Origin of the sequence: Streptomyces sp. NPDC058198, assembly GCF_042882605.1 — a bacterium.
Taxonomy (GTDB): domain Bacteria; phylum Actinomycetota; class Actinomycetes; order Streptomycetales; family Streptomycetaceae; genus Streptomyces.
In genome coordinates, this window is the sequence record NZ_JBHVVP010000001.1 from 591405 (window position 1) to 615622 (window position 24218).

At 70.6% G+C, this 24218-nt stretch carries 18 protein-coding genes and 1 pseudogene; 8 read left to right on the forward strand and 11 right to left on the reverse strand.

The annotated features are described in order from the left end of the window. Positions 1-33: 33 nt before the first annotated feature. Positions 34-864, reverse strand: coding sequence for an IS5 family transposase (locus ACFVWW_RS02715; RefSeq protein WP_386876709.1), 831 nt, complete (start codon positions 862-864; stop codon positions 34-36). A 138-nt stretch (positions 865-1002) separates the two neighbouring features. On the opposite strand from ACFVWW_RS02715, the gene ACFVWW_RS02720 reads away from it, so the two are divergent. Then, positions 1003-1548 carry a hypothetical protein gene (locus ACFVWW_RS02720; protein ID WP_384328072.1) on the forward strand — a complete coding sequence of 182 codons (546 nt, stop codon included), beginning with the start codon at positions 1003-1005 and terminating at the stop codon, positions 1546-1548. A 56-nt stretch (positions 1549-1604) separates the two neighbouring features. On the opposite strand, the gene ACFVWW_RS02725 is transcribed toward ACFVWW_RS02720, so the two are convergent. The 3 genes from ACFVWW_RS02725 to ACFVWW_RS02735 form a co-directional block, all read right to left on the reverse strand. Next, entirely contained in the window at positions 1605-2189 is a 585-nt protein-coding gene (locus tag ACFVWW_RS02725) for a hypothetical protein (protein WP_386875487.1), read from the reverse strand. 140 nt (positions 2190-2329) lie between these two features. After that, positions 2330-3307 (reverse strand): CehA/McbA family metallohydrolase, encoded by a 978-nt coding sequence (locus ACFVWW_RS02730; RefSeq protein ID WP_386875489.1) that lies wholly within the window; start codon positions 3305-3307, stop codon positions 2330-2332. 70 nt (positions 3308-3377) lie between these two features. After that, positions 3378-4019, reverse strand: a complete 642-nt coding sequence (locus tag ACFVWW_RS02735) for a TetR family transcriptional regulator (RefSeq protein ID WP_384182664.1) — start codon at positions 4017-4019, stop codon at positions 3378-3380. Between the two features lie 80 nt (positions 4020-4099). Between ACFVWW_RS02735 and ACFVWW_RS02740 the strand changes: the two genes are divergently transcribed. Then, complete coding sequence (locus tag ACFVWW_RS02740; RefSeq protein WP_386875491.1) at positions 4100-5044, forward strand: oxidoreductase; 945 nt, start codon at positions 4100-4102, stop codon at positions 5042-5044. Positions 5045-5063: 19 nt separating this feature from the next. Here ACFVWW_RS02740 and ACFVWW_RS02745 read toward each other — a convergent pair whose 3' ends face one another. Both ACFVWW_RS02745 and ACFVWW_RS02750 read right to left on the reverse strand, forming a co-directional pair. Continuing rightward, a complete protein-coding gene (locus tag ACFVWW_RS02745; protein ID WP_384328087.1) occupies positions 5064-5891 on the reverse strand; it encodes an alpha/beta fold hydrolase in 828 nt (275 codons plus the stop codon). A gap of 130 nt (positions 5892-6021) precedes the next feature. Continuing rightward, a complete protein-coding gene (locus ACFVWW_RS02750; RefSeq protein ID WP_384328090.1) occupies positions 6022-6489 on the reverse strand; it encodes a DUF1348 family protein in 468 nt (155 codons plus the stop codon). Between the two features lie 322 nt (positions 6490-6811). On the opposite strand from ACFVWW_RS02750, the gene ACFVWW_RS02755 reads away from it, so the two are divergent. After that, positions 6812-7561, forward strand: a complete 750-nt coding sequence (locus tag ACFVWW_RS02755) for an SDR family oxidoreductase (RefSeq protein WP_386875494.1) — start codon at positions 6812-6814, stop codon at positions 7559-7561. Positions 7562-7620: 59 nt separating this feature from the next. Here ACFVWW_RS02755 and ACFVWW_RS02760 read toward each other — a convergent pair. The 4 genes and pseudogenes from ACFVWW_RS02760 to ACFVWW_RS02775 form a co-directional block, all read right to left on the reverse strand. Then, a pseudogene (locus ACFVWW_RS02760) lies at positions 7621-7885 on the reverse strand (helix-turn-helix transcriptional regulator); the annotation flags it as partial. Between the two features lie 188 nt (positions 7886-8073). Beyond that, entirely contained in the window at positions 8074-8595 is a 522-nt protein-coding gene (locus ACFVWW_RS02765) for a hypothetical protein (protein WP_384182677.1), read from the reverse strand. A 122-nt stretch (positions 8596-8717) separates the two neighbouring features. Next, complete coding sequence (locus ACFVWW_RS02770) at positions 8718-9587, reverse strand: ABC transporter permease (protein WP_384328093.1); 870 nt, start codon at positions 9585-9587, stop codon at positions 8718-8720. Beyond that, the gene (locus tag ACFVWW_RS02775; protein ID WP_384328096.1) at positions 9584-10198 is read right to left on the reverse strand and encodes an ABC transporter ATP-binding protein; all 615 of its coding nucleotides are present in this window, start codon (positions 10196-10198) and stop codon (positions 9584-9586) included. Before ACFVWW_RS02775 ends, ACFVWW_RS02770 begins: the two co-directional genes overlap by 4 nt. A gap of 394 nt (positions 10199-10592) precedes the next feature. Here ACFVWW_RS02775 and ACFVWW_RS02780 point away from each other — a divergent pair, with 394 nt between their 5' ends. Next, the gene (locus ACFVWW_RS02780; protein WP_386875497.1) at positions 10593-11969 is read left to right on the forward strand and encodes a flavin-containing monooxygenase; all 1377 of its coding nucleotides are present in this window, start codon (positions 10593-10595) and stop codon (positions 11967-11969) included. Between the two features lie 25 nt (positions 11970-11994). Next, entirely contained in the window at positions 11995-13218 is a 1224-nt protein-coding gene (locus ACFVWW_RS02785) for a wax ester/triacylglycerol synthase domain-containing protein (RefSeq protein ID WP_386875499.1), read from the forward strand. Positions 13219-13284: 66 nt separating this feature from the next. On the opposite strand, the gene ACFVWW_RS02790 is transcribed toward ACFVWW_RS02785, so the two are convergent. After that, positions 13285-14601, reverse strand: a complete 1317-nt coding sequence (locus ACFVWW_RS02790) for a wax ester/triacylglycerol synthase domain-containing protein (protein WP_386875501.1) — start codon at positions 14599-14601, stop codon at positions 13285-13287. Positions 14602-15361: 760 nt separating this feature from the next. Between ACFVWW_RS02790 and ACFVWW_RS02795 the strand changes: the two genes are divergently transcribed. Genes ACFVWW_RS02795 through ACFVWW_RS02805 form a run of 3 tightly spaced genes read left to right on the forward strand, consistent with a single transcriptional unit; the run spans position 15362 to position 24183 of the window. Beyond that, the gene (locus ACFVWW_RS02795) at positions 15362-16543 is read left to right on the forward strand and encodes an SDR family oxidoreductase (protein ID WP_386875503.1); all 1182 of its coding nucleotides are present in this window, start codon (positions 15362-15364) and stop codon (positions 16541-16543) included. 33 nt (positions 16544-16576) lie between these two features. After that, positions 16577-18157: a PfaD family polyunsaturated fatty acid/polyketide biosynthesis protein gene (locus ACFVWW_RS02800; RefSeq protein ID WP_386875505.1), complete on the forward strand. Its 1581-nt coding sequence runs from the start codon at positions 16577-16579 to the stop codon at positions 18155-18157. Then, a complete protein-coding gene (locus ACFVWW_RS02805; RefSeq protein WP_386875507.1) occupies positions 18154-24183 on the forward strand; it encodes an SDR family NAD(P)-dependent oxidoreductase in 6030 nt (2009 codons plus the stop codon). Before ACFVWW_RS02800 ends, ACFVWW_RS02805 begins: the two co-directional genes overlap by 4 nt. The last annotated feature ends 35 nt before the right edge of the window (positions 24184-24218 follow it).

Here is a 24218-nt window from a genome sequence, read left to right on the forward strand (position 1 = left end):
GTGGCCATCTTCGCGAGCAAGGCGCTTAGGCGGTCAAGCGGCTGTCCAGATGAGGATGGCGGCGAGGTGGAGTGCGGCTTGGTAGGCGATGGCAAGCTTGTCCGTTCGCATGGCCAGGCCTCGCCACTGCTTGAGTCGGTTGATGCATCGCTCGACGGCGTTGCGCTGCTTGTACGCCTCGGCGTCGAAAGCTGGTGGGCGACCGCCGGCGCGGCCTCGCCGCAGACGGTGGCCGACCTGGTCCGACGGCTGGGGGATGACGGCGCGGATTCCGCGTCGGCGAAGGTGATTCCGGATCGCGCGGGATGAATACGCGCGGTCCGCCAGGACGGCCTCCGGCCGAGTCCTTGGTCTTCCGGGTCCGCTTCGCGGAACACGGATGCCGGCCATGACGGTCTCGAAGGCCGGGGCGTCGCCCGACTGGCTTGCGGTTACGTGAAGGGCCAGGGGCCGTGCGCGATTGTCGCTGGCGAGGTGGACTTTCGTGCTCCAGGCCACCGCGGGAGCGTCCGAGGGCATGGTCGTCAGGTTCGACCCGACCCGGCGCCCCTTTTTCCGGGCTCCGGCGGCGTGCTGGTGGGCTCGGCAGACGGTGGAGTCCACCGAGACGGTCCAGCCGATGTCGGCATCAGCGTCGGCCGCTGCCAGAACTGCGGCGAGGGTGCGTTCCCAAGTGCCGTCCACGGCCCACCTGATCAGGCGTTTGTGAGCGGTCTGGAACGAGCCGAGCTCGTCTGGCAGGTCCCGCCACGGCGAGCAGGTGCGGTACTTCCATGCGATGGCCTCCAAGGTTCGGCGGTGATCGGCCCACCGTCGACCGCGGACCGGATCGGCCGGCATCAGCGGCTCGATCCGGTCCCACATCGCATCAGTGATCACTAATCGGACAGACACATCCGATCAACTGACCAACCGATCAAAGAGACACGCTCTAGGCGGAGGGCTGGGAGATCGTTTCCCACGCGCTCGGAGAGCGTTCCCGTCGGGTCCTACGCTTCGCGGGTGACCTACGAAGAGCTGTACGAGGAACCGATAGCGGCGCTTCCAGAAGGCGAGCCCACGACCTCCTTCAGGGGGCGTTGGGAGGACCGGCTCTGGTTGAACGTTCCTGGCCCCTTCTACACCGGCATCGCCGACAACTGTTGGACAGGCTGCCGGCACGCACCGCGTCATGTGCTCTACGGCGGCGAGTATCTCGGTGAGTACGTGTATCGCCAGCCGGCGACCCCGGCCGAGGTCCTGAACCTGGTGGAGGCAGCACAGGCAGATCCGTACTGCGGGTATGCCTGCGACGGCGACAGCCGATGGACACCCGAGTCTGTTCGGGACTGGTGGCGCGACCGTGCACGGGTTACCGAGCACCTGGAGTCTCTCCTGCCCAGATGGTCGTCCAGCGACAGGTCTGACGAGCGGGAAGCAGCAGAGGGGCTGAGGGACTTCGCGGCCTACATCGCTGAAGGGCTCGACGCGGACCTCCGGAAGTACCTTTTCCCTCTTGAAGAGGGCTGCTACCCGAAGGGCTCCGGACCACTGCCCGATCTCCGGTAAGCACTGACGACCACCGGGCGAGCGGCCGCCCAGCACCTGGGCGCCCACGAAGTGGGTCAGGTGTGAGGAGGCAGGACCTCGATGACCGTGGCCGTGCCGGCGACAGGTCGGGCCTCGTGCATGGTGATCACGTCACCACACTTCAGATGCCTCCATTGCTCGGGCCGCAGGGGAGCCAGCCGGACATCGGCGGTCTCTCCAGGGCCGAGCTCCTCCGCGAACTCCACCCACAGCCTTGCGATGTTCAGATCCTGCTCTCCGTCGGCGGTGCGGTTACCGATGTCCCACATCGGCCTGAGCTGACCGTCCCCGGCAAAGGCAGCCCGGCGTCGGCCCTCCTCAGCACCCACCAGACTCAGGGTCGCCCGGACAGTGCCGTGCTGGGCCTCCCAGCACCGCCACTCACACCAACGGCGGCTCCGGTCGAGCATCATCTGCCGAGCTGCCTCGGCAAGACGCTCCCAGAAATCCGGGGACGGGTGCTGGACGTTCCCGATCTCGATGAGAACGGCGAGCACCATCTCCCACTCTTGGCATCCGATGCCCTCGCGGACATCCCCGACCGTCTGGCCGTTCTCTGCCGCGGCATCCTCGGGCAGTAGATCGACGGCCTGCCGAAGGAGTGTGAACGCGTCATCCATGTCTTGCGTTGTCTCCTGTCCCGGGATGGCTGGGTGAGACCGAAGGACTCCAGGTCAGCCAGAACTGTCCTCGGAGCCGACGGTGTAGATGATCCCGCAGGCCGGCTCCAGCAGGGCCCGCCGGTGGTCTCGTCGCGGAATCAGCTCAAGGTGATCGGGTTGGTGAGTGCTGCCATGTGGCCGTTCGGGTGGCGTACCTCGATCCGGACGAACGTCGACTCCTCCGCGGTGGTGTGCCACTCGGCGGTGCCCGAGCCGTGGTTGGGCAGCGTCTGGCGGTGGACCTTGCCACGGTCGGTGTGGAAACTGACAGTGGCAGAGGAGACACCGCGGATGTGTGCTCGAACGGCTACCTGCTCTCCAAGGGTCTCCAGTCGCTCGCCCACCCCCACGCCGCGGTCGGCAGCGGTGGCCGTGAAGGACAGCTCGGTTGCGGTCGAACCGGCGATCCAACTCCGGCCCGCGAGGATCGCCTCCGTACTCAACTCCTCGGCGAGGACGACGGTATGCGGGATACCGATCTGGCCCTGCAGATGGGTATCGCTGTTGCCCATCGCCGGTCGCCATCGTCCCTGGTGGATGTCCGCCCCGAGATTGCGGCCCCATTCCGCCAGAGCCGCCTCGTTGTCGGCGTTCCACGGCAGGTCCGACGCCCACAGCCCGTTCCAGACCTCAACAACGTCGAAGCCCTGGTACGGATACATGAAGACGCCCGACGGGTAGGGCGCGTGTGGGTGGGCGGCCACGCATATTCCACCGACGTCATGAACCTGCGCTACGTAGGTGTCGATCAGTCCTTCCCGGACACCGTACTCCCAGCCGACCACCTGACCTGGTCCGATACCGAGCGCGAGCCAGTGTCCGGTCTTCGTGGTCACTTCCTCGCCGAGCACCACCAACAGGTCGCGAGCGCAGTGAGAGCCCCATGCTCCGTGCGCGTCGGCGGAGTTGTGTTCCGTGGTCGCGATGAAGTCGAGCCCGGCTGCGCTTGCGGCCGTTGCCAACTGATCCGGGGTGAGCTCGCCATCCGAGAGCACGGAATGCACATGACAGTCCCCGCGGTACCAGCCACGGCCTCGGCCCTCCGCGCGCGCAGGTGGAACATTCGCCGGTGGCATCGTTCTCCTCGGTCTTTCCGCCCTGCCAACCGAACGCCGTTAGCCCCGGCACGAGTTCCCGTCTCGCCGGCTACCGCGATGCGCGGGTACGAGGGGGGCTCGCCGTTTCGACGGCGTCCAACGCCGGGGCGATGACAGCGAAGGCCCGGTCGGTCAGTTCGGCGGGGTCCTCGGCGCTGTCGCTGTCACTCCATCGTTGCAGCACGGTATTGAAGGCGGTCAGCGCCATCCCGGCGGCCAGCTGCGGGTACAGACCGGTGGCGGGGTCGAGTCCCAGGCGGCGTGCCAGCTCCGCCGTCAGGTCGTCGCGCCACTGCGCCTGGCGCTCCAGGAAGCGTGCGTGCAGGGCGGGGGTACGCAGAATCAGCTGAACAACTCGCAGTGCCCTGTCGGAGTGGTCGGCGCAGGCCGCGATGGGAACCCAGACGGCGTGCTTCAGCGCCACGGAGGGGCGCTCCTTGCTGGGGCGGGCTGCCAACTCCGCGTGAATGCCGGTGCCCATGTCGGTCAGGAACTGGACGACCACGTCCTCCTTGGACGCGAAGTACCGGAAGAACGTCCGCTTGGACACGCCGGCGGTGGTCACGATCTCGTCGATGGTGACCACGTCGAACCCCTTCAGAGCCAGCAGTTGCAATGCCGCCTCGGTCAGTTCGTCCGAGACGAGCTGACGCTTGCGCTGGGCCAGGCTGACTTCGGGGCGGGTACTCATCGGGCCATGGTACCTCGATGCCTCGCATGACACCCAGGAGCGTCTTGACACTTAGTGCCAGTAGGGGCAACCTGTGCCACATGACACAGCAGCAGCGCTGGACCGCCGAGCAGATCCCGGACCAGACCAAGCGGGTGTTCGTCGTCACCGGAGCCAACAGTGGCCTCGGCCTGGCGACCACCCGGGCGCTCGTCCGCCGGGGCGGGCACGTGATCCTTGCGGTGCGCGACGAGGAAAAGGGCCGCCGGGCGGCCGCGGAGATCACCGCCGAGCATCCGGGCGCCCGCCTTGAGGTGCGCCACATCGACCTGGCCGATATCGACTCGGTTCGAGCCTTCGCCCATCAGTTGCGTGCGGACCATCCACGGCTGGACGTGCTCGTCAACAACGCCGGCGTGATGGCGCCGCCTCGATCGCTGAGCGCGCAGGGCCACGAGTTGCAGTTCGCCAGCAACCATCTCGGCCACTTCGCGCTCACCGGATTGCTGCTCGACCTGCTGGCGGACGGGAACGACCCCCGGGTGGTCACGGTGAGTTCGACCAACCACCGGCAGGGGCGCCTCTTCTTCGATGACCTCGCCGGCGAGCACACGTACTCCCCCATGGCCTTCTACAACCAGTCGAAGTTCGCCAACGCCGTCTTCGGACAGGAACTCCACCGGCGGCTGACCGAGGTCGGCAGCCCGGTGCGCAGCTTGCTCGCCCACCCCGGCTACGCCGCCACCAACCTGCAGACGAGCGCGCCGGTCGGCATGGTGAAGCTGCTGTTCGGCCGCATCCTCACCCCGTTCGCCCAGTCCCCCGACCAGGGTGCGCTGCCACAGTTGTACGCGGCGACCGACCCGGACGTGGAGGGCGGTCAGTTCATCGGGCCGGATGGCCTGGGTGAGCTGCGCGGCGGACCGACGCGGGTACAGCTGTCCCCCGCGGCGGCCGACGCCGAGACCGGCCGGCGCCTGTGGGAGTTGTCGGAACAATTGACCGACGTGCGGTTCGCGTTCCGACCCCCGTCCAGCTGCGCATAGCCGCAGCCCGGAGGGCAGATCAGCTGCGTGCGAAGTCGAGCAGGTCTTTGTTGAACTGCTCGGCGAAAGCGGGGACCATCGAGAGGCCGTGGGGGGCGCCCGGGTAGACCTTGAAGACGACGTCCTTCACGAGCTGGGATGATTTGTTTCCGGAGGCCACGATGGGAACGATCTGGTCGTCGTCGCCCTGTGCGATCAGAGTGGGGACGTCGAACCTCTTCAAGTCTTCGGTGAGGTCTGTCTCGGAGAAGGCCGCTACGCAGTCGTAGGCGCCCTTGATACCCACCGACATCGCCAAGAGCCAGAACTCGTCGCGGGTGCCTTGACTGACGGTCGATCCATCGCGGTTCGCGCCGTAGAAGGCGGCGCTGAGGTCCTTGTAGAACTGCGATCGGTCCTTCGCGACGCCTGCTCGGATCTCGTCGAATACCTCGATCGGAAGCCCTTCCGGATTCGCGTCCGTCTTGAGCATCAGTGGCGGGATCGCGCTGAGCAGTACGGCTTTGGCGACCCGGCTGGAGCCGTGCGTACCGATGTAGCGGGTGACCTCACCGCCGCCGGTCGAGTGGCCGACGAGGATCGCGTCGCGCAGGTTGAGGGTTTCGATGAGTGACGCCAGGTCGTCGGAGTACGTGTCGAGGTCATTCCCCTGCCAGGTCTGGCCGGAGCGTCCACCGCCACGCCGGTCGTGGGCGATGGCTCGGAAACCGTTGTCCGCCATGAGTTTCAGTTGAGGATCCCACGCGTCGGCGGTCAGTGGCCATCCGTGGGAGAACACCACGGGCTGCCCGGATCCCCAGTCCTTGTAGAAGATTTCTGTTCCGTCTTTGGCGGTGACGAAGGGCATGGTGCGGTTCCTTTCGTACTGGTCCTTTCGTACTGGTCCAGAGACGCCATGCGCATGGCTCCTTATCCATGCTGACCGCCGTCCGACGGGTCGGCAACCGGTCGGTCCGCGGAGCTGTGGAGCCCGAGATTCAGAAGCCGAGTTGGCTGAGTCCGGGATGGTCGTCGGGACGGCGCCCGAGCGGCCAGTGGTACTTGCGTTCGGATTCCTTGATGGGTACGTCATTGATGGAGGCGTGCCGCACGGCCAGCAGGCCGTCCTCTTCGAACTCCCAGTTCTCGTTGCCGAAGGAGCGGTACCAGTTGCCTTCGGTGTCGTGCGATTCGTAGGCGAACCGCACCGCGATGAGGTTGCCGTCGAAGGCCCAGAGTTCCTTGATGAGCCGGTAGTCCAGTTCCCTGGACCACTTACGCGTGAGGAAATCGACTATCTCGTCGCGCCCAGTGACCCACTCGCTACGGTTTCGCCAGCGGGAGTCCTTGGTGTACACGCGGGATACCTTCTGCGGGTCTCGGCTGTTCCAGCCGTCCTCGGCCAATCGGACCTTTTCGATCGCGGATTCCCGTGTGAAGGGCGGGAGGGGAGGGTGTGCTGTCACGGCTACTCCCGGAGACTGGCCGCAGCGTCACGCCGCGACGACTACGCACGGCAACGCCGGGGTGCGTGCCGCGATGTGCCTCCAACGGTATAACCGAGCCTCGGAGACCGCTCTGCAGCCGACTCCGATCGATCGAACGGGATGGTGTTCCTCCTGGGATACCAAGCCGAGCTGGACCATGGGGGAGGATTGTGCAAGAGGAAGCGAGGATAGTTCTACTATCACCGCAGGTCAGAGCGATTCAATGGGATCACGAGTTCTTCCGCGGAGCGGGAAAATGCCGTCCCACCCGCGGTTCCCACCACATCGCAAGGATCACACCATGAAGACAATTCTGATCACCGGTACCTCATCCGGATACGGACGGGAGACCGCCCTCTACTTCCACTCGCAGGGGTGGAACGTCATCGCCACGATGCGCACGCCGCGTGTTGACGTCCTGCCAGAGTCGGAGCGGCTCCGCGTTGTCGAGCTAGACGTGACCAAGCCCGAGTCCATCACCGCCGCGCTCGAGGCAGCGGGGCCCATCGACGTCCTGGTCAACAACGCGGGTGTCCCGTCGATCAGTGTGTTCGAGGGCACCCCCATGACCCGAGTGCGGGAAGTCTTCGAAACCAACACGTTCGGTGTGATGGCGACGACGCAGGCGGTGCTGCCCCACTTCCGCGAGCGCGGCTCCGGCGTGGTGGTCAACGTGACCTCCAGCGTGGTGCTGAGCCACATGCCGCTCTCGGCCGTCTACAAAGCGAGCAAGATGGCCATCGAGGGGTTCACCGCATCCCTCGCGCTCGAACTCGCGCCCTTCGGAGTGCGGGCGAAGACGGTCGAGCCGGGCGCCTGCCTGACGACGAACTTCGCAGCCAACGCGACGAACGGCGCCTCGCTGGACGAGCTGGTCCCGGCGCCCTACGTACCGTGGGCGGAGAAGGCCATGGGCGACTTCACGGGTCAGGACCTGTTCACCAAGGAGAGCGACGTCGCCGAGACGGTGTGGCGAGCCGTGCACGACACGACCGGCCAGCTCCGATTCCCGGCCGGTTCCGATGCGGTCCATCTCGCTCAGGCGAAGTGACCAACGCTCAAGTACCACCCAGTGCATATCGGGGCACGCCCGGCTGATGTCCCGTCACGTCAGGGAAGGACGACGCCCGCGGGGGCGCCCACGGTGTGACGCAGGCGGGTGGCGTCCTGGCTGGGGGGGTGCGCCGAACTGGCGGCGGTATTCCCGGCTGAACTGTGACGGGTTGTCAGAGCCGACGCGGTGGCCGACTCCGGTGACGTCGCCCGGGTGGGTGGCGAGCAGTAGCCGGGCCTCCTGCAGCCGGATCTGCTTCTGGAACTGGATGGGGCTCATCGCGGTCACCGCCTGGAAGTTGCGGTAGAAGGCGGAGACGCTCTTGACCCCGGCTCCCGCCGGTGGGTCCGAGAACGAGACACCCGCTGAGACGTGCGGGTTCGATAGCCCGCTACACAGGCGCGGTCTCGTCTGGAGCTTCCGTACCGTCGGGTCGGACGACGGACGGAAGCGCCAGGCGACAGATGAAACGTCAGACGGCGGACGCGGGCGTCATCCGACGGGTCTCGCTACCAGCCGGCCTTTACGCCGTTGTAGGCCTTACGGCAGTCGGCGTTGGTGGCCTCCACGGCGAGCTTCTGCATGGCGTTCTGCCAGACCTTCTTGGCCACCTTCTCCAACTCCCTTGTCCCGGCTGGGATGTTCGGGGCGTACTTCTTGATCGTCCCGATGGCGGCGGTGGTGAACTTGTTGCACGCGGGTCCGGCGGCGTTCCGGTAGCGGGTGTCCAGGTCCGTGGCCACCGCTTGGCCGTTCTTGGTGGCCCAGTTGTTCCAGGCCGCGCACGCCTTCTCGGTGAAGGCCTGCTGGTCGGCCTCGCTGAGGTTCGCGACCTCGTTCAGCATGGCGCTCTGGACCTTGTCGGGGACCGTGAAGTCCGCAACGGGGAACTTGTCGAGGGGGGTGAGCAGCGCTTCCTGACACGCGGGCGGCAGCGGAGCCGCCTGCGCGGAGGCGGGGAAGGCCAGGGCGGAGGCGGACAGAAGAGCCGCGGTGAGGACCGCACTCCGGACGGTACGCGAAAGGGTCATGGGGATGGCGCTCCTTGCGTGAATGTGGTGGTCGGGCGACGAATCAACGCCCGGTTGCAGAACGATCTCCGGCTCCCACAGGTCACGGCGGCCGTCAGGCCGGACGGCCGGTGGCCCGCCGGTCAGGTGGGTCGTACGCGCTGTGCGACTGCGCCGGGCTCCGGCGTGCGCACGGGCGCGCCCGCGTTGACACCGGGCCCGGAGCGGTCCGGGGTGCGTCGCTTCCGTTCCGGTGGGAGTGCGTCGCGGGTACGCCGGCGGAAGACCATGAACCCGGCCAGCGCCGCCCCCAGGAGCCAGAGCAACTGGATCGCGAGGCCCGGGGCCACCGGCGCGGTGGAGAAGGCCGCGGACATGCTGGCCTGCACGGCTCCGTACGACGGCAGGAAGCGCACGACGGCGCTGTCCGACCCGGAGCTCGACAGGGGGTTCTGCAGGGCGACGTCGATAATGCTGATCATCAGGATGGCGAACATGCCCTCCACCTCACGGCGGAGCACCGAGCCGAAGACCACTCCGAGCGCGCCGTAGGTCAGGGCGGCGCAGAACAGCGCGGCGGCCAGCATGAGGGGCTGTCGGGGGGACCAGGCGAAGCCGGCGGCGGCCGTGGCGTATGCCGCGACGGCGGCGCAGACCACGGACAGCGCGGAGAGCTTGGCGAGGACCAGGTGGCGACGCGGGTACCCCGCCATGGCCAGGCGCCGGTCGAAGGCACCGCCCGTGAAAGTGGCGGCGAACATCATGAACCCGGCGATCAGGGTGACCGCGTTCAGCGCGCCGGTGATCTGGGTGAGGTGATTGCCGGGCGGGGTCAGGACCTCGCCCGTGGCCCGCAGCCGGAACGGCGCCGGCCGGTCGGGAATGGTCACGTAGGCCAGGGCGATCCACACGGGGATGTACAGCACCACCAGCAGCATCGCGAACCGGTTGCGCGCGTGACCGATCAGCGCGTACCGGGAGGCCGTGGTGAACAGGGACCAGTGCCGCCTCATGCCGCCGCCTCCGCGCACCGGTCCTGGCGGTGGAGGCGCCCGTCCTCCAGGCGCCACAGCTGGTCCAGCCGCTCGATGTCGTACGCCAGGTGCGAGACGACCAGCACCGAGTGTCCGGCGTCGCGCAGCCGTGTCGCCAGCTCCCAGAAGCGCAGGTACGTCTCCCAGTCGAAGCCCTGGTAGGGCTCGTCAAGCAGCAGCACGTCCGGGTCGTGCATGAGCGCGAGGGTCAGGTTCAGCTTCTGCCGTGAGCCGCCGCTGAGCAGACCCGCGCGCTGGTCGAGGTACTCGGTGAAGGCCAGGGTCTCCATCACTTCCTCGGCTCGCCGCAGGTCCGCCAGCCCGAAGGCGTGCCGGAAGAAGTCCAGGTGCTGGCGGACGGTGAAGGAGTCGTCCAGGACCACGGACTGCGGGCAGTAGCCGAACCTGCCGCTGTGGTGCACCGAGCCCCGGTCCGGCCGGAGTTCACCGGCGAGGATCCTCAGCAGCGTCGTCTTGCCGGCGCCGTTCTCCCCGACGATCCCGGCGAGGACCCCGGGCCGCAGCCGGAGGTCGACGCCCCGTAGAACGGCGTGCTGCCGGTAGGAGTGGTGCACATCTGTGACGTCCATCGCGCTGCTCCGTCGTGCCAGGTCTTCCGGATGGCCACGGAAGCTGTACGCGTCTTCCGATGGGCGGCGGAACCGGTCCGCCCGTGCCCAACGAGCAGGCAGCGCAACGGAAACGGCGCCAGGAGCGGTTCCGTTCCACGCCGTCAATCCGGCGCACACCGCGTCACACGTGCGGCGGCTTTGCCGGCGGAAACAGGTTTCGGGGCGACCGGGGCGGCTAGCGTGGCCAGGACTGGGGGGCGGCAGGTCCGCCCGGGTTTCGCCCCGGTCCACGGGTCAGGTACCGGACAGGACCTAGGTCTGCCCGTCCTGACGCCGTCGCAGCGCCCCTCCGGCGGTCCCGTCCATGTGGATGCCGGAGATGTCACGCACGCACGAGGAAGGCCGGTCAGTCATGCGGAGAACATGCGTCATCGGCGCCGGCCCGTCCGGCCTGGCCGCGAGCAAGGTCCTTGCCTCGCGGAACGTTCCGTTCGACTGCTTCGAGGCCGGGTCGGGCATCGGCGGACTCTGGCGGTACGGCAACGACAACGGCATGTCGGGGGTGTACGCGTCCCTGCACGCGAACATCTCGAAGGAGAGCATGTCCTTCTCCTCCCTGGCCATGCCGGAGACCTACCCGGTCTTTCCGCACCACAGCATGGTCCTGGCCTATCTGGAGGACTACGCCGCGTCGTTCGGCCTGCACCGCCACATCGTGTTCGGCACGAGGGTCACCTCGGTGCGGCCCCTGGACGACGGCGGCTGGGAGGTGGTCTGCCGGCGCCGTGGCGGCGTGGCCGAGGAGACGCGGCGCTACACCGAGGTGGTGGTGGCCAACGGGCATCACTGGGATCCGCGCCTCCCGGCCCCCGCCCTGCCCGGCGCCGAGGAATTCGGGGGGACCGCGATCCACTCGCACGACTACCGCACCCCTGACCGGTACGCCGGTCGGCAGGTGCTGGTGATCGGCATGGGCAACTCCGCGTGCGAAATCGCGGCGGAGATCTCGCGTACGTCGGCGCGGACGTTCCTCTCCGCGCGCGACGCGGCCCATCTGTTCCCCAAGATGCTGCTCGGCCGTCCGGCGGACCATCTGGTGTGGAGCCCGCTGTCCGATCTCCCACGGTTCGTCAAGGATCCGGCATTGCGGCTCCTCCTGCGGCTCACCCGCGGTGCGCCGGCTCGTTACGGGCTCCCCGAACCGGTCCGCGGACCGCTCGCCGGCCACCCCTCCACCTCCGACGAACTCCTCGCCCAGCTGGCCCGGGGCGCGGTCACACCGAAGCCCGGCGTCAGTTCCTTCGGCCGGGACACAGCGGTCTTCAGGGACGGCAGCCGTGAATCGGTGGACGCCGTGGTGTACGCCACGGGCTACAGGATCTCCTTCCCCTTCATGGAACCCTCCGTGTTCGCCGCCTCGGACGGCCGCACGGAGCTCTATCTGCGCACGGTCCCGCCCCGCGTCCCCGGGCTCTACTTCATGGGGCTCGCGCAGCCCTCCGGTGCGGCGTTCCCGCTGCTCGAACCGCAGGCGGAATGGATCGCCGAGCTGATCGAGGGCGCTGTCGCCCTGCCGTCGCCGACAGACATGACGCGGGCGATCGCGCACGAGTGGCGCCGCCATCGCAAGACGTACGTGTCCACCTACCGCCATGGGATCGAAATTGACTTCCGCTCCTACCGAAGAGCCCTCCGCCGGGAGCGCCGAGCAGGCAGGCGTCGCGCGGGCAGCGCCGTCCCGGCCCTGCCCGCCGTGGCCGGCCCCGCCCCGGCGGCCGACGCCTTGTGATCCGCTCAGCCAGTTGTTCCACCGGATGTCCGGCACGCACCAGTTGGCGGTGGGGTGGGCGGTGCGCTTCCGTGGGGAGCCACCCTCACCGGACGCCCTGCGCCGGCACGTACGGGCCAGGCTCGCGGACCTTCCGACGCTGACCCACCGTGTCGAGGAGGGGCTGGGGCCTCGTCCCTGCTTCGTCCCCGTCCCGGACCTCGACCTGCGTCAGCATGTACACGATCTGATCATGACGGATCCCCGGGAGCAGTGGCAGAACTGTCTCCAGGAAGTGCTGATGCGGCCGCTGCCGGCCGCACCCCGCCCGCCCTGGGACCTCTGGCTGATTCACGGGTACACCAGTACCACTGGCCTGCCCGAGTACGTGCTGGTGTTCCGCATCCACCACGCTCTGGAAGACGGCGCGGGGCACCACTACGTATTGCGGACGCTTTTCACCTCGCGCGTCACACCGCAAAGGTCGCCCGCTGTCCAGGACACGTCTCCGCCCGCCGACAGCGGGGGGCGGGTCTCCTCCCGTGCTGTGCTGGGCATCATGAGCGACGTCGCCCGGAGCCTGCGGGGCAGCGGCACCTGGTCGGAGCTGCGTCGGCCGCCGACGGGGAAGCTCGCCACGGCCGTCGGGACGGTGCAGACCCGGCGGCTGCTCGCTGTCTCCCGGGCTCTCGGTACTGACGTCAGCGGGGTCTTCCTGACCGCGCTGACCGGGGCGATGCGGGCTGCTGTCGCCCTGGCCGAGGAAGAGCGTCCGGCTCCTCTCACACTCCTCTGGCCCCTGTCGGTCCGGACCGGTGGCGAACGGGGCGCGGTGGGCAACTTCCTCACCATGGTGCGTCTGCGGCTGCCCTGTGAGGAGCCCCTTCCGCTGCGCCGTCTCGCCTCTCTCTCACGTCAATTGGAGCCCGGGCGCGTCGAGCGGAGGATGCACACCTCCCGCGCTCTCATGCGGCGCGCGCCGCGTCCGGTGAGCCTCGGCACGCTGCGGCTGCTCATGCGTCCGCGCCACGCCTCCCTCACCGGCACCTACTTCCCCGCGGCCGTGCCACAGCCGGTCCTCGGTGAGGCACGGTTGGACGGCGCGCTCGGGCTGGGCGCTCCCCTGCCCGGTCAGCTCTGCCATCTGACGCTGCTCAGGTACCGGGACGAGTGCACGCTCTCCGTCGTCCACGACACGGCCTTCGCCCGCGGCGCGGACCTCCCGGGGCTGTGGCTGACGGCCCTGGCAGAACTCGAAGCGGTGGTCTGACACACACGGCTCGGCCCGGGGCCGCACCCGAGCGATCGGTGCGCCCCGCCCCCGGCGCCTCCGCGTTCACACCGGCGCAGAGGTTCCCTCCAGTTCACCCACGGCCTGCTCCCACAGTTCCGGAAGCAGCTCCCCGAGCGGAAGGGCGCGGTCAGCCACGAAGGACGACTCGGTCCAGTTGCCGAAGAACGACAGGCCCACTCCGAAGAGGTGCCCGGGCACGAGCAGGGGGAGCAGGGCGACGCCGGTCACCCGGCTGTCCCCCAGACTTCCCTTGTCGGCGACCGGCATGGACGTCGCCATGACGTCGGTGACGCGCGGGGAGAGCATCCTTCGCAGGTACCACTCGGTCGGGCGGTCCGGCATGTAGCGCACCAGGTCCTGAATGGCCTGCCGCCAGGCCTCGCCCCGCAGTCTCCGGGTCGTGGCCATGACGTGCTCCAGTCGCCACAGGGGCGAGTCGCCGTCCCGGGATCCGGCCCCGCGTTCCGGGGCGGTCCGCACGGGCAGCTCCAGCGGCAGGGCGAAGCAGCGGTTGCCCCAGGTCTGTTCCTCGTCCGGGCGGCGTGCGTCAACGGGCAGCAGCGCCGTCACCCGAGGAAGCGGTACGCCGGACCGGGCCGACCAGGCCGACAACGCCCCGGCGAGCGCGGCCAGGTGGACGTCGTGGGCCGATCCGCCATGTGCCGCAGCGATCCGGCGGAGGGCGTCCGCCGGTACGCGGCCCCGCCACAGCCGCCGCTCTCCCGTGGGGACGATTGGGACGGGCGTACGGTGGCCGCGAACGGCGAGGGAGCCGGCCAGGAACATCGTGGCCAGCCCGACTGCTGTGCCCACCCTTCGGGGCAGACCGACCAGGCGGCCCTTCCTCGGCACCGGGCGGGCCGAGGGCTCCCCCTCGCCCAGCATGGCCCGGAAAGTCATCGCGGCGGCCGAACCGTCCTGGCAGGCGTGGTGGAAGCGATAGCACACGGCGTACTCGTCAGGCACATGGCCGTGGACCAGCCAGACTCCCCAGTAGGTGCCGGGCGCGAACGGCGCGTCGAGCGCGGTGTGCAGGGCGGCATCCCACCCTGCGGGGCCCTTTGCGACCACCTCGTGGACATGCCGGTCGACGGCGAAGTCCGCGTCCGGCCGCCACCGGGGGCGCCGTGAGCCGCCCTCGACCCGGCTCGTGAGCAGGGGCAGCCGGCCCAGGCGTGAGCCCACGTACGCGCGGAAGTCCGCCAGGCTCGGGGGCGGACCGCTCAGGTACGCGACACCGCCCGCGTCCCAGCGGGCGTCGGGGTGGCGACGCTCCATGCTGAGGAACGCGCGGTCGACCGAGTGGGCGGGGTAGCTGGGGAAGGGAACGGACCGGGCTGACGGATCGGACACGGGCATCGGGGAGCTCCAGTTCGTGCCAAGGGACGGGCAGGCGGGGCGAGGCCGGGCGCTCGGCCACCCCGACCGACCGGGACGGACCACCGATCGGAAGGGCCGCCGACCCGTGCACGTCCGCAGCGACGCCGAACGCGTCACCGGCCTGAATAGGTACGGTTTATATCCGGCCGCGGTGAAGGCCGTACTCGCCCGCAGCCCCCGAAGGACGCGCTCCCCTCCTGCCCCACCGGGCTCGACGCCCGGCACCGGCCGCCGGCGGGGACGCTGAGCCGCCCGGGACCGCCTGCCGGCCACCGCCCGCGAGATCACCCGAAAGGGGGACGGTCCGCCGGGCGGCCCGCTCGGTCCCGACTGCTTCAGTTGCGTCCGTACGGCCGGGCGCCCCGGCTCGCGGCGGGAGCTCCGACGAGCCGTCCGGGACAGCCACGGACCGTGGCGTGGGTACTTCATTCGGGTGAGCCGGTGGGATCGGGGGCTCCATCACCGTCCACCGTCTGACACTGTGTGCCGTGCGCCAGTGGTCATCAAGCCCAAGAGAGGGCCTGAGCAGCCCCCGGCGGGGCCGGAGGTACCGGCGGACGCCCGTTGCACCGGGTCGGCCGGACGAGTCGGGCCGCGCACGCCGCGACCGCCGGTGTCATGCCGCGCGTGGGACGGCCGGCTACATCTCGCCTCCCCGGCCGCCGCAACGGCCCCGGCGTTCACCGCCCTCGCACGCGATGGTGGTCCTGTCCCTCTCGGAGCCCTTGGAGCCAAGGTCATGCACGTCGCCCTCACCGGCGCCACCGGATTCCTCGGACTGCGCCTGCTGCGCCGTCTGCTCGACACGCACCGGTCGGTGACGGTCCTGGTCCACGCGGGGTCGGGTGACGCGCTGCACCGCATCACCCGGTTCTTCGCACTGACCGGCGTGCCCGAGGCGTTCGTCGCCGAACTCCCCGACCGGCTGCGGGTGGTGGAGACCGAGTTGGAGCAGCCCGGGCTGGGGCTGTCCAGGCGCGTGTTCCAGGAGTTGGCCGACGGTCTCGGCGCGATCTGGCACAGCGCGGGCAGCATCAACCTGGAGGGAGACCTTCCCGAGCTGCGCCGGACCAACGTCGAAGGAACCCGGCATGTACTGGAGTTGGCCGCCGCCGGACGCGAGAGACCCGTGGTCCACCACGTGAGTACCGCTTTCGTCGCCGGGAGCCGGCGTGAGGGGGTGGCGTACGAGGACGAGCTGGACGACGCGTACGGCTTCGAGAACGCCTACGAACGCTCCAAGTACGAGGCGGAGGTGCTGATCCACGCGTGGTCGCGGGAGCACCGCCGCCCGGTCGTGGTGCTGCGGCCGAGCATCCTCGTCACGGACCTGCCGCCGCACCCGGAACTGCCCTCGCATCCGCTTCAGGTCATCGAGCGGATCCTGCGCGACGCGCGACGCACCGCCGGCCCTGGAAACCCGGGCCACGACGGCGACGGACCCGACGACCCCCACGGCGCCGACCCGGGCGGCCGTCCCCGCGTCCGGTTGCTGGGTCATCCGCACGGCCGGCTGAACCTGATGCAGGTGGAGCACGCGGCCGAGGTCATGGTGCGGCTGGCCGGCCGGACGCCCTCGGGCGGAGTCGACACGTACCACGTCGTCCACGACCGCGACGTGCCCGTGCAGACGATCGCAACCCTGCTGGAACGGCTGGTTGAGTTGTCGATCGACCTGGTCGCCACGGAGCCGGACGACCCGTCGGCGCTGGAGACGCTGGTGGACTTCTACCCGGGTCTGACGGCCTACCTGACCCACCGACGGCGCTTCGACAACACCCGGGTCCGGGCCCTGTTCGGGTCGTCGGCGGCCTCCGACCGGGTGGACCTCGACTACCTGTGGTCCGGCCTGGTCCCGAGGGGCCGGGTTCCCGCCGGGCCGTCGCCCACCGCCGTCTTCCCGTCCGCCCGGTACGCCTGACCCGCACACCTCCTCTCCCGCTGGAGCCCCTCCGTGTCCGTCCTCTCCGCTCCCGTCGCCGCCGCGTCCCCGCCGGTCTTCTCCCCTGAGGAGATCGCCGCCCGGGCCCGACTGATCCGGGAACCCGTACACATCGTCAGCGGGCCGAGCGGCCGTGAACTGGGTCTCGCGGCCGGTCCGGTACCCGACGGCCCGGTGCTCGGGACGCTGCCGCCGCTGTACCCCGAGTGGCTCGGCGGGCGCACCTTCTGCGAGGCGCACGGCGTCCGTTTCCCTTATGTGGCAGGCGAGATGGCGAACGGCATCGCGACCACCCGGATGGTGTCCGCGATGGCCCGGGCGGAGATGCTCGGGTTCTTCGGCGCCGGCGGCCTGGCACATGCCGACGTGGAGCGGGCCGTGCACGCGCTGGCCGGGGAGCTGCGGTCCCGTTCGAACTGGGGCGTCAACCTCATCCACTCACCGGCCGAACCCGCGCTGGAGTTCCGCGTCGCCGAGCTGCTGCTGCGCTGCGGTGTGCCCCGGATCTCGGCGTCGGCGTTCATGGAGCTCACCCCGGCCGTCGTGCTGTGCTCGGCCCGGGGACTGCGCCGCGGCGCCGACGGCGGAATCGTCCGGCGCACGCGGATGCTCGCCAAGGTCTCCCGGCCCGAGGTGGCCGAGAGGTTCCTCTCGCCCGCCCCGGCCGCGCTGCTGGACCGGCTCGTCGTCCAGGGGAAGCTGACCCCGCAGGAGGCCGGCCTGGCGGCCCTGGTGCCGGTGGCCGAGGACATCACCGTGGAGGCCGACAGCGGAGGTCACACCGACAACCGGCCGTTGTCGGCCCTGCTGCCGAGGATCGCCCTGCTGCGCGACGCGCTGTGCCGGCGGTTCGGCTACCGCCGACCGGTCAGGATCGGCGCGGCCGGCGGGCTGGGCACACCGGCCGCGGTGGCCGCCGCCTTCGCCCTCGGCGCGTCCTACGTGGTCGTCGGATCGGTGAACCAGACGGCCACCGAGGCGGGCCTGTCCGAAGAGGCCAAGGCGATGCTCTGCGAGGCGGATGTCGCCGATGTGGCCATGGCACCGGCGGCGGACATGTTCGAGCTGGGTGTCACGCTGCAAGTACTGTCCCGGGGGACGATGTTCGCCCAGCGGGCCGGCAGGCTCTACACGGCCTACCGGGCGCACGGTTCGCTGGAGGAGATCCCACCCGCGGTGCGCGCCGCGATCGAACGGGACGTGCTGCGCGCCTCGTTCGACGAGGTCTGGGAGCACACGCGCGCGTTCTGGGAGCGGCGCGACCCCTCGGAGATCACGCGTGCGGGGGCCGATCCGAAGCACCGTATGGCGCTGGTCTTCCGCTGGTACCTGGGCAGTTCCAGTCGGTGGGCGATCACCGGCGAGGCGGCCCGACGTACCGACTACCAGATCTGGAGCGGGCCGGCGACGGGCGCGTTCAACCGCTGGGTCGCGGGCACGTTCCTGGCCGAACCGGCGAACCGGTCCGTGGTGCAGATCGCGCTCAACCTGCTCGAAGGCGCTGCGGTGCTCACCCGCGCCCACCAACTGCGCACCTATGGAGTTCCGTTGCCGTCCGAGGCATTCGCCTACACCCCGCGCGGGCTGGCATGAGCGGCCCCGGCGCCCCGGAGGCGTCAGCGGCAGCCGTCCGGCCCCGAGGAGACAGCGTGTCCGCCCGCGCCCGCGGGCAGGTGCCCATCGCCGTGGTCGGTGTCGGCGCCCTGGTGCCCGGCGCGACGGACGCGGCAGGCTACTGGCGGATCCTGACCGGCGGCCGGGACCTGATCACTGAAGTGCCCGCCTCCCGCTGGCTGGTGACGGACCATTACGACCCCGACCCGGCCGCCCCCGACAAGACGTACGCCCGCCGCGGCGCCTTCCTGCCGGAGGTGGACTTCGACCCGTTGGCGTACGGTGTGCCGCCCGCCAACCTGTCGGCGACGGACACCTCCCAACTGCTCGCCCTGATGGTCGCCGACCAAGTGCTGACCGACGCCGGCGGTCTGTCGGGCATGGACCGGGACCGGGTCGGCGTCGTCCTCGGCGCGGCCTCCCTGGAGCTACTCCCGCACATGTACGGGCGCGCACATCGCCCGGTCTGGCTGAAGGCGCTGCGGGAGAGCGGTCTCGCCGAAGCCGAGGCGCAGGCCGTGTGCGACCGCATCTCGGCGCACTTCAGCCCGTGGCAGGAGTCGACCTTCCCCGGCCTGCTCGGCAATGTCGTCGCGGGCCGGATCGCCAACCGGTTCGACCTGCACGGCACCAACCACACCACCGACGCCGCCTGTGCCAGTTCGCTGGCGGCACTGTCCACGGCGGTCGGTGAGCTGACGCTCGGGCGGGCCAACCTGGTGATCAGCGGCGGTGTGGACACCGGGAACGACATCGGCATGTTCCTGTGCTTCTCCAAGACGCCCGCGCTCTCCCGCACCGGTGACTGCCGTCCGTTCTCCGCTGCGGCGGACGGCACCATGCTCGGCGAAGCGGTCGTCATGTACGCACTGAAGCGGCTGTCCGACGCGGAGCGGGACGGCGACCGGATCCACGCGGTGATCCGGGGCATCGGCACCTCGTCCGACGGCAGGAGTACGGCGATCTACGCGCCGCTTCCCGACGGTCAGGCACGGGCTCTGCGACGCGCCTACGAGGAGGCGGGCTACGGTCCGCAGACCGTGGAGCTGGTCGAGGCCCACGGGACCGGCACGAAGGCCGGGGACACCGCCGAACTGACGGCGCTGCGCGAGGTGTTCGAGGCGTCGGGACATACGGACGGGCAGTGGTGCGCGATCGGCTCGGTCAAGTCGCAGATCGGCCACACCAAGTGCGCGGCGGGCGCGGCGGGGCTGCTCAAGGCGGTCATGGCCCTGCACCACAAGGTGCTGCCCCCGACCATCAAGGTCGACCGGCCGATGCCGGCGGCCGCCGCCCCGGACGGCCCGTTCTACGTCAACACCGAGGCCCGGCCGTGGGTGCGGTCCGCCGGTCATCCGCGCCGGGCGTCGGTGTCGAGCTTCGGCTTCGGGGGCAGTAACTTCCACGTCACGCTGGAGGAGTACGTGCCCTCGGGCACCCTGGCCGGGGTGCCGCCGCGCCATCGCTCCGCACCGAGCGAACTCGTCCTGTTCAGCGGCGCGTCGCCGTCCGACCTGGTGCCGCCGGAAACGTACGGCGACCGTCCGCTGGCCGCGCTCGCCCGGGAGAGCCACCGCGCGTTCTCGCCCACCGATCCGGTGCGGCTGGCCGTCGTCGCCACGGACACCGAGGACCTGTGGGAGAAGTACGCGCGGGCGCTCACGCTGATCCGGCAACGGCCCGGCACGGCGTTCTCGACACCGAACGGTGTCCGGTATGCCTTCGGGGATCCCGTGCCCGGCCGGCTCGCGTTCCTGTTTCCGGGGCAGGGATCCCAGTACGTCGGGATGGGCGCCGACCTCGCGATGCTGTCACCGGCCGCCCAGGCCGTGTGGGATCGGCTGGGCGGCACCAGGTTCGACGGGCGGCCCCTGCACCGGTTGGTGTTCCCGCCGCCCGCCTTCGCCGACGAGGAACGCGCGGCCCAGGCCGCGCGTCTGGCCGCCACCGAGTGGGCGCAGCCCGCGCTCGCGGTGCACGCGCTCGCCCTGCTGGCCGTACTGCGGGGTCTGGGGCTGCAACCGGACTGCGTGGCGGGCCACAGTTTCGGTGAGCTGGTGGCGCTGCACTGCGCGGGTGCCCTGGACGCCGATGCGCTGGTCGGTCTGGCCCGCAGGCGCGGTGAGCTGATGCGGAACGCGGCCGGCGTACCGGGCGCGATGCTGGCCGTGGCGGCGGACCGCGAGCACGTGGTGGCGGTGCTGGCCGGTGACGACTTCGGCGACATCTGGCCGGCCAACCTCAACTCCCCGCTTCAGGTGGTGCTTTCGGGTACGAGAGAGGCTGTCGCACGCGCCGAGAAGGCGTTCGCGGCCGAGGGTGTCGGCACACGCCGGCTGACCACTTCGACCGCTTTCCACAGCCCGCTGGTCGCCCCGGCCGGTGAGCCGCTCGCCGCGTTCCTGCGCACGGTCCCGGTCACGAAGCCCCGGATCGAGGTGTACGGCAACGCGGACGCGGAACCGTACCCGTCGTCGCCCGACGGGGTACGCCGCCGGATCGCCGACCACCTGGCCTCACCTGTGTTCTTCCAGGACCAGATCGAGGCGATGTACGCGGCAGGAGTGCGGACCTTCGTCGAGGTCGGCGCGGGCACCGCGCTGACCGGCCTGGTCGGACAGATCCTGGGTGACCGCGAGCACGCGGCCGTCCCCCTGGACCGGGCGGACCGGTCAGGGGTCAGCACCCTGCACACCGCGCTCGGTGAACTCGCCGTACGCGGTATCCCTCTGGACTTCGATCCCCTCTGGGCGCCGTACGCCTCGCCCGGAACCTCAGTGAAGGAGCGCAAGCCCCGGATGACCGTGCAGATCAGCGGAGCCAACTACGGTCAGTTGTACCCGCCCCGCACCGAAGCCGCCGCACCGCGGCCGCCCGAGCCCGCGCCGGAACGCCACCCGCATCCCGCCCAGGAACCGGAGCCCGCGTACGGAGCCGAGCAGTCGCACGACCTCGTGCCCGCCTACGACCCCGTCTCCGCGTACGGGGCCGAGCCCGATGCCGCCCTCGGCCCCGAGTGGTACGCCGCGGTGGAGAGCGTCCAGCGGCAGACGGCGGAGGCCCACGCGGCCTGCCAACGCATGCTGACCGAAAGCCATATGGCTTTTCTGCGGATGACCGAGACCACCCTGGCCGCGATGCTCGGGGCACAGGGCGTCGGCGCCGTGCCCGACGCCCCGGCTCTCCCGGCACCGCTGCCGCTCCCCCGTCCTTCGGCGCCCCGGCGTGCCCCGGCACCCGCGACACCGCCCCCGGCAGCGGTCGGCGTTCCCGGGACCGTGCCCGCCGTCGTACCCGCCGGGCCCGGCGAGGCGCCGTCGCCCGCACCGGTCGCCGCCGAAAAACGGGCCCCGGCCGCCGTCCCGGTGGACCCCTCGGCACCGGCCGCCGATGCCGCGCCTCTGTCGGCGCCGGAACTGGAGGAGCTACTGCTCTCGGTGGTGGCCCGGCTCACGGGCTACCCGACGGAGATGCTCAACGTGGACATGGAGTTGGAGGCGGACTTGGGAGTCGACTCGATCAAGCGCGTCGAGATCCTGTCGGCCGTACGCCGGAGGGTGGGCGACGTGGCGACGGGGGACATCGGACAGCTCGGCAAACTCCGCACGCTGCGCGAGATCGTCGAGGCGCTCACCGCGGCCGGCCGGCCGCCGGGGGCCCCGGCGCCGGACTCCCCGGCCGTGACCGGGCCCCCCGCCGTCCCGGAGATCCCCGCCATGCGCACCGGGTCCGGACAAAGGACGGCCCTGACGAGGCTGGTGCCGCGCGCGGTGGAGTCACCGGCGTCCGGCCTGGCGACGGCGGGGCTCCTGGACGGGCCGCTCGTGGTGGCGGGCGGGGGCGCCGACGGCGCCGCGATCACCGCCCTCGTCGCGCGGAAGCTGGCGGAGCGCGGCGTGGACGCCACCGCCGTGGCGGAGGTGCCCGAGGACGCGCGCGGAGTCGTGCACCTCGGCGGGCTGACCGGGGGCGGCACGCCGGACCATGCGCGGGAGGTCCACCGGTCGGTGTTCCGCGCGGCGCGCGCGGTGGCGGCACAGGCTGCCGAACGGGGCGGGCTGTTCGTGACCGTGCAGGACACCGGAGGCGACTTCGGGCTCGACGGCCACGCACCAGACCGCGCGTGGCTGGGCGGCGTCGCCGGTCTGACCAGGACCGTGGCGAAGGAGTGGCCGGGTGTCTCGGTCAAGGCCGTCGACTGCGAGCGGGGCGGTCGGAGCGACGAGGAGGTCGCCGAGGCGATCGTGCGGGAACTGCTGGAAGGCGGCCCTGACCCGGAGGCAGGTCTCCGCGCGGACGGCACCCGCACCACCCTGCGGATGGTAACCGCGCCGGTGATGCCCGGCAGCACCCGGCGGATCACCTCGGAGTCGGTGATCGTGGCCACCGGAGGGGCCCGCGGGGTGACCTCCGCCGCGCTGCTGGACCTGGCCAGGACCCACCGTCCGCGGATCGTGCTGCTCGGCAGGACGGCACCGGCTCCTGAGCCCGCTGGGCTCGCCTCGGCCGCCGACACACCGGCGCTCACCCGTCTGCTCGCCGAGCGTTCGACCGAGGGCGCGGAGAACTCCTCGCCCGCCCGGATCGCGGCGCGGGCCCGGGAGATCCTGGCCGCGCGCGAGGTACGGGCAACGCTGGCGGCGCTGGAGGCGGCGGGATCCCCCGTCCGGTACGTCCAGGTGGACGTCCGCGACGGCGACGCCGTCGCCGCCGCACTGCGCGATGTACGTGACGCGTGGGGGCCGGTCACCGGCATCGTGCACGGTGCGGGAGTACTGGCCGACAAGCGGATCACCGACAAGACCGACGAGCAGGTCGAGCAGGTGATGTCCACCAAGGTGGACGGTCTGCGCGCACTGCTGGCCGCGACTGCGGACGATCCGCTGGACGTGATCTGCCTGTTCTCCTCGGTGGCCGCCGTGTTCGGCAACGCGGGGCAGAGCGACTACGCCATGGCCAACGAGATCCTGGGTCAGGTCGCGTCAGCGGAGCAGGCCCGCCGCCCCGGCTGCCTGGTGCGGTGCGTCGTCTGGGGGCCGTGGCGCGGCGGCATGGTCACGCCCGCTCTGGCCGGGCATTTCGGCCGGTCCGGGGTTCCGCTGATCCCTCTGGAGCAGGGGGCGGCCGCTTTCACGGCCGAGCTGGACGGCACAGCCGGTGAGGCCCGTGTCGTCCTGGTGGCCGGGGACGATCCGGCGGCCCTGTCCCCGGCCGGCGATCCGCGTCCGGCGCAGCTGCTGGTCCGGGCGGACAACCTGCCGCAGCTGGCCGACCACGCGCTCACCGGGGTTCCCGTGCTGCCCGTGGCGATGGTCCTGAACTGGTTCGCGGGGGCGGCCACCGCCTGGCTGCCGGGTGCCGGCCCACTCGTCCTGCGCGACCTGCGGGTGTACCAGAAGTGCACCCTGCCCGAACTGGCCGGCACAGGCCACCGGCTCACCGTGCACGGCAGCCGCGGTGCGGCCGGTTCGTCGACGGGGCTGGAGGCGGAACTGCGCGGGGAAAACGGGGTGGCGCACTTCCGGGCCGTGCTGGACACCGGGGCCGAAGAGCGGGATCCGGCCACGTGGGACAGCCCGGACGGCCTCAAGCCGCTGGACCGCACCGAGTTGTACGACGGGGAGAGCCTCTTCCACGGCCCCCGCTTCCACTCCGTCCGCTTGCTGCACGGTGTTTCGGAACACGGAGCCGAGGCGATCGTCGCGGGCGTGCGCGCCTTGGAATGGTCCGGTGAGCACTGGCCGCTCGACCCGGCCGCCATAGACGGCGCGCTCCAACTCGCCCTGGTCTGGGCGCAGGAGGTACTCGATGCGGCGACGCTGCCGATGGCCGTCGCGGAGTGCAGGGTGTACCGGCGCGGCCCGGTGGACGGCACGGTGCGGTGTGTGCTGCGAGGCCGGAAGGTTCACAGCACGGGGGCGCGCTGCGATGCGGCGCTGATCGACGCCGATGGAGCCGTCCGTCTGGAACTGCTCGGCGTGGAACTCGTCCGCCGCCCCTCCTGAGCCCCGGCCCCTCCGAACCAGCCCCGCCCTGCCGT